Source organism: Mesorhizobium sp. M5C.F.Cr.IN.023.01.1.1, assembly GCF_003997585.1.
In the GTDB taxonomy this organism is placed as follows: Bacteria; Pseudomonadota; Alphaproteobacteria; order Rhizobiales; family Rhizobiaceae; genus Mesorhizobium; species Mesorhizobium wenxiniae.
Map to the genome: position 1 here is coordinate 30,928 of NZ_RZSU01000051.1, position 14,592 is coordinate 45,519.

Annotated in this window: 13 protein-coding genes and 1 pseudogene; 9 read left to right on the forward strand and 5 right to left on the reverse strand. The window is 59.4% G+C overall.

The genetic code is table 11. The features are described from left to right. Positions 1–31: 31 nt before the first annotated feature. From EOA78_RS20365 to ggt, 6 genes are all read left to right on the forward strand, one after another. Positions 32–727 carry a type IV secretion system protein gene (locus EOA78_RS20365; protein WP_127316686.1) on the forward strand — a complete coding sequence of 232 codons (696 nt, stop codon included), beginning with the start codon at positions 32–34 and terminating at the stop codon, positions 725–727. Then, complete coding sequence (locus EOA78_RS20370; RefSeq protein WP_127316687.1) at positions 724–1,536, forward strand: TrbG/VirB9 family P-type conjugative transfer protein; 813 nt, start codon at positions 724–726, stop codon at positions 1,534–1,536. The genes EOA78_RS20365 and EOA78_RS20370 overlap by 4 nt, the downstream gene beginning before the upstream one ends. Then, a complete protein-coding gene (gene virB10, locus EOA78_RS20375; RefSeq protein WP_127316688.1) occupies positions 1,533–2,747 on the forward strand; it encodes a type IV secretion system protein VirB10 in 1,215 nt (404 codons plus the stop codon). The genes EOA78_RS20370 and virB10 overlap by 4 nt, the downstream gene beginning before the upstream one ends. Next, the gene (gene virB11 / locus EOA78_RS20380; protein ID WP_127316689.1) at positions 2,728–3,756 is read left to right on the forward strand and encodes a P-type DNA transfer ATPase VirB11; all 1,029 of its coding nucleotides are present in this window, start codon (positions 2,728–2,730) and stop codon (positions 3,754–3,756) included. Before virB10 ends, virB11 begins: the two co-directional genes overlap by 20 nt. Further along, positions 3,753–5,876 carry a type IV secretory system conjugative DNA transfer family protein gene (locus EOA78_RS20385; protein ID WP_127316690.1) on the forward strand — a complete coding sequence of 708 codons (2,124 nt, stop codon included), beginning with the start codon at positions 3,753–3,755 and terminating at the stop codon, positions 5,874–5,876. The genes virB11 and EOA78_RS20385 overlap by 4 nt, the downstream gene beginning before the upstream one ends. Before the next feature lie 254 nt (positions 5,877–6,130). Continuing rightward, entirely contained in the window at positions 6,131–7,720 is a 1,590-nt protein-coding gene (ggt, locus tag EOA78_RS20390; protein ID WP_127316691.1) for a gamma-glutamyltransferase, read from the forward strand. Here the strand turns inward: ggt and EOA78_RS37750 are convergent. The 4 genes from EOA78_RS37750 to EOA78_RS20405 form a co-directional block, all read right to left on the reverse strand. Beyond that, positions 7,717–7,839, reverse strand: a complete 123-nt coding sequence (locus EOA78_RS37750; protein ID WP_281034056.1) for a hypothetical protein — start codon at positions 7,837–7,839, stop codon at positions 7,717–7,719. The two genes, ggt and EOA78_RS37750, sit on opposite strands and share 4 nt — an antisense overlap. A gap of 378 nt (positions 7,840–8,217) precedes the next feature. Continuing rightward, positions 8,218–8,430, reverse strand: coding sequence for a hypothetical protein (locus tag EOA78_RS20395; protein WP_127316692.1), 213 nt, complete (start codon positions 8,428–8,430; stop codon positions 8,218–8,220). Between the two features lie 9 nt (positions 8,431–8,439). Then, entirely contained in the window at positions 8,440–10,914 is a 2,475-nt protein-coding gene (locus EOA78_RS20400; protein ID WP_127316693.1) for a conjugal transfer protein TraA, read from the reverse strand. Between the two features lie 4 nt (positions 10,915–10,918). Then, on the reverse strand, positions 10,919–11,320 hold the full coding sequence (locus EOA78_RS20405) for a MobC family plasmid mobilization relaxosome protein (protein WP_127316694.1): 402 nt from the start codon (positions 11,318–11,320) through the stop codon (positions 10,919–10,921). A 730-nt stretch (positions 11,321–12,050) separates the two neighbouring features. Between EOA78_RS20405 and EOA78_RS20410 the strand changes: the two genes are divergently transcribed. Further along, a complete protein-coding gene (locus EOA78_RS20410) occupies positions 12,051–12,764 on the forward strand; it encodes a ParA family protein (RefSeq protein ID WP_127316695.1) in 714 nt (237 codons plus the stop codon). Positions 12,765–13,065: 301 nt separating this feature from the next. Continuing rightward, the gene (locus tag EOA78_RS37955; RefSeq protein ID WP_348628495.1) at positions 13,066–13,191 is read left to right on the forward strand and encodes a hypothetical protein; all 126 of its coding nucleotides are present in this window, start codon (positions 13,066–13,068) and stop codon (positions 13,189–13,191) included. On the opposite strand, the pseudogene EOA78_RS20420 reads toward EOA78_RS37955, so the two are convergent. Further along, positions 13,157–13,921 (reverse strand): annotated as a pseudogene (locus EOA78_RS20420) (transposase). The gene EOA78_RS37955 and the pseudogene EOA78_RS20420 sit on opposite strands and share 35 nt — an antisense overlap. Positions 13,922–14,040: 119 nt before the next feature. On the opposite strand from EOA78_RS20420, the gene EOA78_RS20425 reads away from it, so the two are divergent. Further along, positions 14,041–14,433 (forward strand): hypothetical protein, encoded by a 393-nt coding sequence (locus EOA78_RS20425; RefSeq protein WP_164783843.1) that lies wholly within the window; start codon positions 14,041–14,043, stop codon positions 14,431–14,433. The last annotated feature ends 159 nt before the right edge of the window (positions 14,434–14,592 follow it).

Consider the following 14,592-nt stretch of genomic DNA (forward strand, 5'->3'; position numbering starts at 1 on the left):
GGTGCGTTGTTCACGTAAGGGCTAGATCGAAATGGCAGAAACGAAAGACGTTGCTCTCAGGAGCTATTTTCAGGACGGCGATCGCTGGGAAAACGAAATCGTCAAGAAGGCCAAGCGTTCGCGTATGCTTGCTTGGTTCGTCACGACGATTTTCGGAACGATCACTCTACTCGCCCTGGCGGCTTTGGTGATGCTGGTGCCGCTAAAGAGCTTCGAGCCTTATATCGTCGAGGTCGATAGGAACACCGGCTATATGGAGGTGAAGACGGGCCTGACCAGGCCGGCGAACCTCACCGAGCAACAGGCCGTCACTCAGGCGAACGTTGTCCGATATATCCGTGCACGAGAGGGATACGACCCGTTCGCGATCGAAGAGAATTTCGGCATCGCGGCGCTGCTGTCGACGGGCGATGCGGCCCGCGAGCTGCAGGAGCAATATAGCGCCGCGAACCCGAACAATCCGGCGAAGGTTCTCGGCAAGAATAAGCGGGTTCTGGTCGAGATCAAATCCGTGACCTTCTCGAACGCCAGCACGGCCCTAGTCCGCTTCTCGACCACGGAGAGGTCCGATACCGATTCCATCGTCCGGCATTTCATTTCCGTGGTCCGTTACCGCTACACGGACACGCCGGCCACCAATGAATGGCGCTTTGAAAATCCGCTTGGCTTCCAGGTCTATAACTACCGTCGCGACCAAGAGACGGTGACGCCAGGAGGTCAGGGATGATGAAATGCCTCCTGTTGCTGGCGGCGGTCTCCGCCGCCACCTTGACTCACGCCCATGCGGCTCAAACGCCCCGGCCAGGTAGTCTCGACGCCAGAGTGACGAGCGTCGTCTACCAGCCCAATAATGTGGTGAACGTGGCCGCGACCTACGGAATCTCGACCATGATCATCTTTGATGAAGATGAGACATTCGAGACGATTTCCCTCGGCGATACGGACAGTTGGCAGGTGGCCCCTTCCGAGAAGGGCAACATCCTGTTCGTGAAGCCCGTTGCGAAGAACGTCACGACGAACATGAACATCGTGACCACAAAGAGGATCTATTTCCTCGAATTGAACGACTACGCCCCCGACGCCGGCAAAAAGGTTTTCGGCGTCAGGTTTGTTTATCCGGAAAAGGATCTGAATGCGGCTCTCCGCAAGGAGGCGGAGTACCGCGCGGCCAATCCAAACGTTTCGAGTATCGATAAGGCCAACGTCAACATCGACTACTCGTTTTCTGGCGATCCGGCGTTAAAGCCGTCGGTGATTTTTGATGATGGAAAAAAGACGTTCTTCAAGTTCAATGGCCGCGTCCCCGCGATATTCGCGGTCCAGTCTGACTTTTCCGAAACGCTGCGCAACTTCCGGAAAGAGGGAGAATATCTCGTCGTCGATGGAGTGGCGACGCAATACACCCTGCGCGACGGCAACCAATGGACGTGCATTTTCAACCTTCGGAAGCCTGATTTTGGTGCCCCGGACCCTGATATTCTCGGCCCGGCACTGGATCAGAAAGCGTCCAAGCGTTGGAGGAGCGGCAACAAATGAACCGGACACCCGAATTAGAGGCCATGCTGTCGGCCGACGAAGCGGCAGTCAGCAACAAGAATGTAAAGCGTAACCAGCTCCTGGGCGGCGCTGCTCTGCTTCTCGGTGGAGTTGTGGCGGCCTATTTCGTGCTGGCCTCTCCGCAGGAGACGCCGCGCGACGTCACGGACGGCGACGAAGAGTTCAGGACCACGACATTCCGGCCGCCGTCATTCGTTCGCGAAGAGGAAAAGCCCGCTCCCGAACCGGACAACGCCGTCATCAATTTGCCGCCCCCTCCTGAGCCTGTCGAAGAGGAGGTGGACACCACGGAATTCAAGGTTCCGCCGCCTCCGGAAGTCATAGAGACGATGCCGGCGGCCGAACCTCCCGCAGAAGAATTTCCAGAGCGTTTCAAGTCAAAGCTGATTCAGCTCGACCAGGCGAACGGCGCTGAAGCGGGCAATGGTGGTCTCGGCGGAGAGGACGGCCAAGGGCTGACCGTGGCTGGCGAGGATCGGAATAGCAAATATTTGGCGGCCGCCTCCAGCATTGCCGATAGAAGGGCAAAAGCGACGCAGATTAAGCGCATCGATGCAATGATTCCTGAAGGCACCTTGATCCCGGGTATTTTGGAAACGGCGATCAATAGCGACCTCCCGGGCCAAATTCGGGCGATCACCTCCCAGGACGTTTATTCATTCGACGGCCGCCGCGTTCTCATTCCGACCGGGACACGACTGATCGGCGAATATCAGTCCGAAGTAACGCGAGGGCAAAAACGGATTTTCGTCATTTGGACGCGGCTCATCCGCGACGACGGTATGTCTGTGCGACTGAACTCGACCGGCACAGATAGCCTAGGTCGATCTGGTCTTACCGGCATTGTCGACAACAAATGGCGGGAAAGATTCGGTTCCGCAATCATGCTTTCGGTCGTCGGCGCCGGCGCGAGCTTCCTGACCGGTTACGGAAGCGACGAAGCATTCGGCGACGACAACAGCGAGGCAAAGCGAGGCGATGAGCTGGCGCGCGAAACGATCGCTGAGACCTTCTCGGATATGGCGAACCAGGCCTTGAGCGAGAACCTTCGCATTCCGCCAACCATCAGCGTCAGCCAGGGCGAGCGAATTTTTGTTTATGTGCGCCAGGATCTCGATTTCAGCGCCATGTACGACGATCCGGTCACGGAAGCGATGAACGAAATCCAGCGTGAACGTCGTGGCAGGTAACAAAGGCCGATCGGCCAGCAATCCATATTATTTCCTCGATCGTGCCCTCGAGCCGATTCGCGATTTTCTGGATGATCCGCTGGTGGTCGAAATTTCCGTCAACAGGCCGGGGCATGTCTACGTTGAGCGGCTTGGCGCCGATCACATGGAATTTCACCAGATTCCGGCGCTGTCGGCTGAGGAAATCCAGAATGTCGGCGAGCGCGTCGCCGGCGTCACCAGCCAGTTTATCAGCCGTAGCAAACCGATCCTGAGTGCCGCCTTGCCGACCGGCGAGCGCATCCAGATCGTCTTGCCGCCGGCCGCGCCGGAGGGCGGCGCGATCTCGATCCGAAAGCAGGTCGTGAACAATTTCACGCTGGAAGAATATCGGGACAACGGCTCGCTGGATAAGGTCTCTGTCGCGGTTGGTGGCCTGAGCGACATCGATCGGGAGCTCATAGCCCTCCTTCGCGCGAACAGGATCTATGACTTCATTCACACAGCCATAACCAAGCGCGTCTCGATTCTGATCAGTGGCGGCACATCATCTGGTAAGACGACGTTCCTCAACGCCTGCCTGAAGAGCGTCGATCCCCATGAGCGGATACTGACGCTCGAGGACACGCGCGAACTATTTCCGCCACAGTCTAATAAGGTTCACCTGATCGCATCGAAAGGCGATCAAGGCACAGCGGATGTGACTATCCAGAATTTGCTCGAAGCGTCTTTGCGCATGCGTCCGGACAGACTGTTCGTCGGTGAAATTCGCGGCGCTGAGGCCTTCTCCTTCCTGCGAGCTATCAACACAGGCCACCCCGGCAGCATGTCGACGGTGCATGCCGATACGCCGATGGGAGCTTACGAACAGCTCGCCATGATGATGCAGCAAGCCGGCATGTCTGCCGGATTCTCGAAGCAGGATCTCATGTCGTATATCCAAATGGTGATCCCGATCGTCATCCAGCTGCGCCGGGATGGTGGCAAGCGCGGCGTTTCAGAGATCTTCTTTGCCCGGGACGAGTCATGAGTAAGGGCTACCAGGCCATCTACCTGCTGTTCTGCGTCAGTATCGCTTTCGCCTTCTGGATGCTTGCTTACGGCCTCGGGCTGCAGCTCTGCTATAAGGACGGTAGGATCCTCGAAACGACGATCACGACCAATCCATTTGCGCCTATTCAGCAATTCTGGCTCTACAAGACCAGCCCAACACTGCAGCGGGTCGCGATCGGCTCTCTGGTTCCCGCCTTGCTCGCCGGCGGCTTGGCCGCCTATATCGGCCTCAAGCAGCAAAGCAGCCCGCTGGGCGACGCCGCGTTTCAGGACATGGCTTCGCTGCGCCGCGGCAAGTGGTTCCGCAAGCAGGGGCACATTTTCGGGCGCATCGGCCGCAATGTACTCCGCACGAAAGATGATCGTCATCATCTGATCATCGGCCCTACTCGGTCCGGCAAAGGCGCTGGCTACGTCATTCCAAACGCGCTTATGCATCACGGATCGATGGTCGTAACTGACCTGAAGGGCGAAGTATTTAAGGCGACGGCTGGATATCGCCGTCGAAACGGCAGCCAGGTTTTCCTCTTCGCCCCAGGTTCGAAAACGACAAACCACTACAATCCTCTGGACTTCATTCGCCAGGAACGCGGCAACAGGACGACCGATATCCAGAATGTGGCGAGCATCCTCGTCCCTGAAAACACCGAATCTGAAAACTCGGTGTGGCAAGCAACGGCTCAACAGGTGATGGCCGGCGTCATCAGCTATGTGCTGGAAAGCCCGTTCTATAAAGCCCGTCGTAACCTCGGGGAGGTGAATTCGTTCTTCAACAGCGGCGTCGATCTGCAGGCGCTCATGAAGTTCATCAAGGAGAAAGAGCCCTACCTGTCAAAGTTCACTATGGAGAGCTTTAACGCCTACCTCTCGCTTTCCGAACGGGCCGCCGCTTCGGCATTGCTCGACATCCAAAAGGCTATGCGGCCATTCAAGAATGAACGCATCGTAGCGGCAACCAATGTCACTGACATGGATTTGCGTGCGATGAAGCGCCGGCCGATCTCGATCTATCTCGCACCGAATATCACCGACATTACGCTGTTGCGCCCTCTCCTGACGCTGTTCGTGCAACAGACGATGGACATACTGACGCTTGAGCACGATCCCAATTCCCTGCCGGTCTATTTCCTTCTCGACGAGTTTCGCCAGCTCAAGAGGATGGACGAAATCATGACGAAGCTGCCCTACGTGGCCGGCTACAAAATCAAGCTCGCCTTCATCATCCAGGACCTCAAAAATCTCGATGAAATCTATGGCGAAACGTCGCGTCATTCGCTCCTTGGAAATTGCGGCTATCAGCTCGTCCTTGGTGCGAATGATCAGGCGACGGCGGAATATGCGTCGCGTGCCCTTGGTAAGCGCACCATCCGCTATCAATCGGAATCGCGCACTATCGAGCTAGTCGGCCTGCCCCGCCGCACGAAAGTCGAGCAGATTCGCGAACGGGATCTAATGATGCCGCAGGAAATCCGGCAAATGCCGGAAAGAAAGATGATCCTGCTCGTCGAAGGCCAACGGCCCATTTTCGGCGACAAGCTACGCTTTTTTGAAACGCAGCCGTTCAAATCGGCTGAAGCATTTTCGCAGGCCCACACGCCGGAAGTCCCGCAGATCGAATATTTGCCAGTCAAGCCAGTGCCGGCGACGACACCGGAATATGCCCGCGCCGGCCATGCCCATGAAGAGGCGAACATTCCAGCTATAGCGGCGACGGACGTGAAACCAGCAGCGGCGCCCGCATCTGTCGCATCGGCCGCGATCGTGCACGAGAAAGAACCGGAAGCGAAAGCATCGTCGCCGTCCGCAAGTAGCCGCACCGTTAACCCGATGGCGCTGCGCTCAAAACCAAAGTCCGTAACGAAAGCTTCCCGCGCGGGCATTGAAGGCTCGAAACAGGACGTCGCGGCGATCGAGAACAAGATCAAATCAGTCGAGGAGGCGCTGAAGCCTAGCGCGGAGAGACTGAAGGAATCAGTGGCGCGGAAGGTCGAAAAGATTGGCGACAAATCTCCGGCGAAGCGCCGAAACTATCTCGATATCTTTTCGGCAACGGTCCCCGATCCGATCGACATTGGCCTGATGGCTGAGCTTGAATAAAAGAGGGCCGCTGGTGCAATTGCCGCCCTTCAGTAGCCTTCAGGCAAGCGCCGAGCCGGGTGGAAAGTTCCCGTTGCTGCCCTTAATCTAAACGCGCAGGAAGCGCCATGAGCGGACGTATAGGCAGGCTGCGTGACGAGTTGCACGATAGGCGTCGTCGAGCACATTATGGTCATTCCGCCGCAAAAGATCGCGTAGCCTTTCCCGCCCGATCGGTCTAAGGGTCGGCGCGCCGCCACGACACCCAAGCCGATATGACACCACGCGATTTCCATCTACCCGGCCGCTCGCCCGTTTACGCGCGCGAAGGAATGGCCGCGACCTCCCATCCGCTCGCAAGCATCGCGGCGGTCGACGTACTCAAGGCTGGCGGCACGGCCGCCGATGCTGCCGTGGCGGCTGTCGCGACGCTATGCGTAGTCGAGCCGGCGATGACCGGCATCGGAGGGGACTGCTTCTGCCTCGTGGCGAAGCCGAATGCGCCGGTATGGGGCTACAACGGTTCGGGCCGTGCGGCGTGTGCTGCCACGACCGAGCGGATGCTCGCGGCGGGCCTGCCGCGCAAGATTCCGGCGACATCGCCGCACGCCGTTACGGTGCCGGGCGCGATCGAGGCGTGGGCGGCGATCCTCAAGGCGCACGGCCGATTCGGTCTCGACAAGGTGCTGCAGCACGCCATCCGCCACGCCGAAGATGGCTTCCCGATCGCACCGCGCGTAGCGGCCGACTGGGCCACGATGGTCGACAAACTCACGCGGCATGCCGGCTCGGTGAAGCACTTTCTGGTCAACGGGAAATCGCCCGAGGCCGGACATGTGATGCGCCTGCCGGCGCTCTCCGCGACCTTGAAGGCGATCGCGTCGGGCGGCGCGAAGGCGTTCTACGAGGGCGCGATCGCAGCCGACATTGCCGCGACCGTTCAGGCCGCAGGCGGGCTGCTCGCGGCGGAAGACCTCGCACGCCACAAGGGCGACGTCGTTGAGCCGATCTCGACAAACTATCGCGGGCTCGATGTCGTCGAGCTGCCGCCCAACGGGCAGGGGCTGACCGCGCTGGTGCTGCTGAACATCCTCGAGCAGTTCGATCTGAAGAGTCTCGATCCGATGGGTGCGGAGCGGCTGCATCTCGCGCTCGAAGCCGCGCGGCTCGCGTTCGGCGTACGCGACACGCACATCGCGGATCCTGCCTACATGCGTGAGCCGGTCGCAGGGCTGCTCGACAAGTCCTTTGCGAAGAAGCTCGCGAAGTTGCTTGATCCCGGCAAGCGCGTGCCGCTGCCGAAGTCGCCCGCGCCGTCGAGCGATACGATCTATCTCACGGTCGTGGACCGCGACCGCATGGCGGTGTCGCTGATCAATTCGCTCTACTCTAGCTTTGGTACTGGCATCTGCACCGAGAAGACCGGCGTGATGCTGCACAATCGCGGAACGGGATTCGTGGTCGAGCCGGACCACCCGAACACCATCGCGCCGAGCAAGCGACCAATGCATACAATCATTCCGGCGCTCGCCATGCGCAACGGGCGCTGCACGATGTCGTTCGGCGTGATGGGAGCGGACTTCCAGCCGATGGGTCACGCGCACGTCATCACTAGCATGGTCGACTACGGGATGGACATTCAGCAGGCGATCGACGCGCCTCGCGTATTCTATGTGGACGAGGTCACCGAGGTTGAGCGCGGCGTGCCGGAAGAGTCGGTCGCCGGACTGAAGTCGCGCGGACACAACGTCGTGCTCCGCCCGCTGCCGCATGGCGGCGGGCAGCGCATCGTTATCGACTGGGAGAAGGGCAACCTGATCGGCGGCTCTGACCCGCGCAAGGACGGCTGCGCGATCGGTTACTAGACCGGGGCTTCGCTGCGCACCCGCGCGTCTGGCGCGATTGTCGATGGCAATGCGTTGAGCTTCTCGATGGCGAAGCCCGCGGTCTGCTCGGCGTCTGGATGGTATGCAATTGCTCTCATCTGAAAGCGGTCCGGCAGTGTACCGACGCTCTCGTGAACGAGTCTATCAGTCCGACCCCGGCCTACCTCGTAGGAAAGTTCAGGAACGGATCATGAGCACTGGAGCACTGGTCGCGGCCAATGTCCTGCTTCTGGCAAGAGCACCGGCTCAAGAAAGTCAGCTGCTGGTTGCGGTGAAGGTCCGCTTTCCGAGCAAATTTAAGCCGGGAATGTCCCGACTAGGGTCAAGGGTGTGAATTCAGCGATGGCGGGCGAACTTCCGCAACGGGGTCGACTGTTACGATTGCGCGAACAGGCACTCGAGGTCTGCTATCCGGCGTCAAGGGTCATTCCACCCATACGGTTCAGGGCAAAACACCCTCTCCCCGCAAACGACCCCTAGAACGGCAGAAAACTGGCGATATGAGCGATTGTCTCACCGCCCCAATTTATGGCGGCATGATACCAGCCTAGGGCCGTCTCATAGGCGACTTGCAACGCCCCAAGAAAAAACACGAAGCAGATAACGAAGCCAAGCACCTTCCCGAATCCTTCGTCGCCCTTAGGATCGTTGCTCTGGATTACGTAGTCTTGCCGATGATTGTTCAACATGATGATCGCCTAACGTTCCCGATCGTCGCGGTCGCGTTCCCTCTTTTCCAGTTCCTCCCGCTCCAGCTCCTCGAGTCGAGGAATATGCTGCTGCGCGGGATCGGTCCGTGTTGTTTCACCACCGCGCTGGGCGGCTTCCTTGTCCTTGTAAACTTGATCTTGCAGACGATTTGTAGCGTCGACCGTTGAAGGCGATTCGTGAGCCTCGGTGTCATTGGGCTGTCGCTCCGCCTCTTCGTTGCGAAGATCGCGCTGCTGTTCGGCAACAGTATCGACGTTCGCCGACGTCTTGTCCTTCTCTCCCTCTGGCCGCTGTGCGTCCTTCTCGACCTGGTCGATGGCGCGCTGGAGGTCCGGATCCTGCTCGGCCACTTCGCGAATGTAAGTGTTGCCCTCGATCGCGAGGCGCGCTGCGCGTGAAATCGCCTCGTCCTGCTGCTGCTCAATTCTAGCCCGCAACTGCTCCGTCTCTTCACGCTCCTTTTCACTTATGGCGTATGTGTAGCCACCGGTCTCAGGATCGTGAACTGGTTCCGATTTCTCCAGATCGGCCAGCATCGTGGCGGCCGCATCGATCTCCATCAGGACATCATTTGCGGCTTCAACAATCGCTTCGCCGTGCTTGGTGATCGCAGCTTCCCACTGTTCGTTCACCTCGCCTCGCTGATCGCGCCGTTGATCCTCGTTACCCTGTTCTGCCACAGCCTCGTTGCGCTGCTCATGAAGCTGCATGAGCTCGCGCCGCTGGTTGACGTGTTCGCGCGCTAAGGTCGCAATCTCGTCAAAGTCGCTCCGATCGTCCGGAGCGACGCTGCGCTCCAGTTTGAACAAGGCCGTTTCGACCTTCTTTTCATAAGCCTCGAAATCTGTCCGTGATGTCTCGCGCAATTCGTCACCCTCCAAAACCAGGTTTTGTACTGTTACCAGATTGGCGCGGAATTTTGACCCGAAATCTGCATGTACGATATTGGAGGTCGCTTCTGCCTCTCCGGCCGAAAGCCCGGATATCAATTGATCCCGCTGCTGAGCGGCATAGGCGACTATGCTTCGGTCACCGCTGGCAAGGGCAATCTTCTGCCAGCTTTGTGTAGCCTTTACGGTATACTCCCGGCTCCTTTCGCTTTTGGCTAAGGCTCTCCGGCCGTTCCGTTTAGCCTCATATCTCGCCTGCGCTGCCTCGCTCGTGCCGATATGTTCAGTGCGCCCTTCCCGGTTGACTGGGCGCACCTGGTTGCGCGTGAAAGCTGGGGGACTGGCGAACTCCCGGCGATCGGTCATTTCCATGGCAATGCCATGATCCCGGGCCTTTTCTGCCATCGCCTCCCGCCATTGCCGGAACACCGCCGGCGTCGTCTCGATCCGGTCACCGGATTCTGATTTCATGGTGACGATCGCGTGGGTATGAACGTGGGGGCGCTTTCCGCCCTCCCCTGCCTCCTTTGGGTCATTGGCGGGGTCGTGCATCGCGAACACATAGCGATGTCCGGCGAACTGATCCGCAAGGAAGTCACGAACGGCGCCCTCGAAAGCCGCGACATCCGTTCCAGCCCTGGCCGACATGATGAGGTGCATCACATCGCGGCTTTTTCTGCTGTGCAGATCCGCTCGCCATTCTTTTTGCACCAGGTCGCCCGCGGCCTTGTCGTCCGCGACAGGCTGGCCTCGATCGTCACGGACATCGCCATCGTGACTTTCGACCAAGTCCCGCAACTTGCTCGAACCGTACTCGACACCGTTGCCATACCCCTGAAACGAGAATTGGGCGGCCGCTTCGCGCGCAGCCGCACTTGCATCGTATCGGACCTGAATGATGCCGGCCGCCTTTTGATCACCCGTCAACCGCTCCCCCTGCCCGCTCCTGAGAACGACGACGCCTTGCACGGTCATCGAGTCATCGTCGTTCTTCTCGACGGCATAGGCAAAGCGCCGGTCGCCAAACCCGCTGGTAAGGCTGCTCCTCACCAGCTCATGCATCTCATCGTCGGACGCAAAAGCATTCGCTGTGATCTCCACGGTGAAACGGCCGATGTCCCGGCTCTCGGTTCGGTTCTGAAACAGATGATCCCAATCGGCCCGGATGCCGGCAAGGTCCTCACGGCTTCGCATGCGCTCGCCGTTTTCGTTCTCCACGGAAAGCTCGCCGCCGCGCGAAACGTAATTCAGCATCGCCCCGACCCGCGCCCCGCCGCCATAGGACGCCATTTTGACAACGGCCGGCTGGCTTCCCTGCGCCACTGCCGCAAGCCGGACTTGCATCGGCCGAGCCGCCACCGAAGCTTTTGCCGTCGTGCCGTGCATACTCTTCGACGCGGCGCGGCCGCCACCTCCGCCGCCACCCGCTGCGCCAAGCTCGGCCAGCGCCTTCATGCGCCGCCGCAATTCTTCCTCGGCCGTAGATCGTCCCCCGCCAAGCGATAGCTCATGCAGCAGCGCCGCGCGCCGCTGCTCCCATTCGCTGGTGAACGCGCCGAAGAAGAGTTCCAAGCCCCTACCCCTCCCCTCGCCGCTTGTGCCCGGCGCGCTTCGATAACGAACGCAGCTCGGTCATCACGGCCGCTTGGACGCGCTGCACATTCGCGAGGTTGATCTCGAGCTCGCTCGGATGAACGCTCTTGCCGCTGTTTATCGATCGCGCGACCTGGTTCAGGTTGACGCCTATCGCGCGCATGTCCTCGAGCAACAACGCCATCACGAGGCGATCGTCCTTTGTCAGCACCGGCCGGACACCCGCACCCTCGATAATCAGCGATCGGAAAAATCCGGAAACCGTCATGTCAGCCGCCTGGGCGGCCTTTTCGATCGCCGCATATTCGTCCGCGCTGACGCGAGCATGCACCATGCGTTCCTTCCGGTCCGGCTCGAGCCGGACCTCGAATTTCACGTCGTCCATTTGGCCTTGGGCCCCTCTCTCTGGCGCTTGCGGCAGGCATCGAGGGCTTGTTCCTCGATCGTCAGGAAAACGTCGCACATTTTTCCGTATCCTGCCACTCTCAATAGAGGTGAAATTCGCATTTAATGGGGGAAATCGTCGAGCGGAATCAAACATGCTCGACCTATTGAAACGATTGGCAGGCCTTCGCCCTGCCCCTTCAAAACGCTAAAACGCTCTCCAGGGTTCACCTCCAGGACCGCTTTGTCGGCCTTTGTGTGCCCCTCGTACTCGTCCGCAAGGGACGCTCCGCTCTCCGCCCTTGCAGACTGCGTGCGAGCAGCACAGACGTCCTCTCACGCGGCTCCGGGGTTCACCACACTAAGCAGAACTCCCAAGAAGGCGCGCCCCAGCTAGGCCCTCTCAAGCGTTCGCGGTCCTTTGGTCATTTCCACACGCAAAAACCACACGACCTGTAGGTGTGTGACGAAACCACTTGCCATTTCCCCACGCTGTAAACGCACGACCTGGACGTGGTGTGTTTACATGATATAGTTGTGTATCGTGGGTTTGATTGGTCATGGGCCATTTTGGTGCGATGTTTTCGCAGGCTGTGGCCGATTATTCGCATGGTGTGTTGAAGCAGGCTATTTGAGTAGCATAGGGCGTTCACCCTAAGTCGTTTCCTGCGCGAGCGCGCAGAGATCGAGCCGAAAAAGACTTTGCGCCCTGGCGAAGGGAGTTACCGACAATGCCAGTTTGTATTTCAGCGGTGAGCGGTAAGGGAGGCGCCGGCAAGACCACAGCAGTCATCTTGATTGCCGGCGAATATGCTCTTCAGGGACGGCGCGTTCTGCTGATCGATGCCGACGGCCGGCAGAATCTCCATGAGTGGTGGAAGCGCTGCGAGGCGAAGGACAACATGCCCGATGGCATCGATCTGGTGACGGCCGCGCGACAAGAAACGATCCAGCAGGTCCTCGATGCTGAAGCAAGCAAATATGACGTGGTGATCATGGATTCACCCGGTCAGGACAGCGTGGTGCGCGACACCATTATCCGGAGTTCTCATCTGATCCTCACGCCGATCCAACCGAACCAGGATGAGATTAAGGCGGCAGGCGAAGCTGCCCAAGCCGCAGCGGAGATTGCCGATCAGACCGGGTACATGATTCCGCAGGCCAACTTCGTCACTCGGTTAACAATTCCGGCTCGCAATCTTGAGGCGTATCGCTTGATCAGGCCGTTCGTGAACAACCTCCGCGAAAATGGCTACGACTCCTATTTGCTCGATACCGAGCTTCTGGAACGCAACTGCTATCGCGAGCTCCGAAGCGGCTACGGAACACTGCAAATGCTCGAACTGACGGAACCCGTGAAAAAGGCAAGGGCGGAAGTTGTGAGCCTGGTCGGCGACGTCGAGAGGCTTCTGACGAGTTCCCTTAAGGACGTAGTCAATGGTTAAGAGACAAACGACTGTTTCGGATTTCCCCGTCGCGCCGCGCCGGCCCAGGCCGGGCGCGGCCAAGCCAGCCGGTGAAGTCGCGCCACGTCGGGGCGAAACTGCAGGGGCGCCAGTCAACGTTGAACCGGACACAGCCCCGCAGACGGCAAAAGAGGAAGAAGACTGGGCGCCAACGTCCCTGTTATCCTCCACGGAGGCTGAACGCCGAGAGCGGTCGACGACACGCGCTTTGGAGCGTGAGGATTCGCGGATCCGGCTTCGCGATCTGAAGCGAGCTCGCGAGCGTGAATCGAAGCACTTTGTGAACGTGCCGCTGGATTACGAGACAAAGAAGCGGCTCGAAAAGGCCGCGCACGAAAACGACCTGAAGATGACCGTCATTATGAAGGCGGCTATCGACCAGTATCTCCGCGATAACGGCTATTAGGAGCTGAGGTCATTTGCTCTTGTGCGAGTGGTGGAGCAGAGAGACTGATGTGGCATCCGAGGTCGTGGAGCCTGCGCACCAAGCGTCGGATGGCGTTGTCGCGATGGCGCCGATCGAAGTGCTGCGGACCGAGGTCGTGGTAAGGCACGCCGTCGCGGAGCATGAAGTAGGCGGCGGCGAGCATCGAAGCGGCGACGGCCAGGATCGCCTTCTTTGCCCCGCTGATCCCCGGCATGGTCGTCAGCAGGCGGGCACGCTCGCGGATCGGCGCCAACGGCCAGCCGCTCGGAATCGCTCTCGCCGCCGATGATCTCTCGCGCACGAGTTGCTTGCGGGTGCGTGTCAGATCGCGCAGTTCCTGGATTGCTGCCGGCGGCACGAAGCTTGCCCGGATCAGCCCGTGCGCCAGGAGATCGGCGATCCACATGGCGTCGTTGACGTCGGTCTTGCGGCCGGGGACGTTCTTGATGTGCTGGGCATTGGCCAGGATCAGCGCGAAGTCGTCCTCCAGAATGTGCCAGACCGGCCGCCAGTAGATACCCGTCGCCTCCATGGCGACATGCGTGCAGCCATGCGACCTCAGCTACTCGGACAGTTCCAGCAGCTCTCGCGTCGTCGTGGCAAAACTACGGGTCTCGCGATGCGGCGGCGACGAGACGCAACGCACACAGGCCACGACCGTGTCCTTGTGAACGTCCAGCCCCGCGCAGCGCGGATAGAGCACGTCCATGGTTTCTCCTCCTTTGCGGTGCGACGCCGGGCAGCAAATCTACCGCACAACAGTGCGGGTCGACCACAGGCCAGCTTCATCCTTCGGGGTCGGGCCTGTCCGATGGTGAACTACTGAGAATGATGGGCCGCGGCTTCCTGTTTGGAATAGCTATCGGCATCGGTATCGGCATCTACGCCGCGCCGATGCTCGGCCGGCCGAGCATCGGCCTTGGCGAGATTTCGCAGGTCATTTTGGCTACCGTGAAAGGCCCCGATCGCATACCCGATAAGGCTACATGGCCGACCAGTGAACAGGCGAAATCCGAACTCTTCCGCATATCCAACTGGGATATATCCAAGTACGGCGATGGATCGACGGTTAGCGTGAAGCGGTGTATAAGGATTGATGAATATTCGATAGCTTGCGAGCTGTCGGCGCATCTTGGTTGGATCGAAGGTGAAAAATGCGTGGAATCAGTGTTTGAGGGCGCGTCAGACCGTTGGACGATGGTCGCAGCAAAGAACCGCTAATGCCCTTGCAGCCGTACGCCGTATCATATTCGATCCCTTCCAAGAGCTCGGAGGGCTATCCGTGCGCAGCAGCGTCGACCGCCCTCCTGAATCCCAGAATGGGTAAGGGAAAAGCCAGTTCTGGGGATTGGAACCAATACCAGGTGTAATCAATTTGGT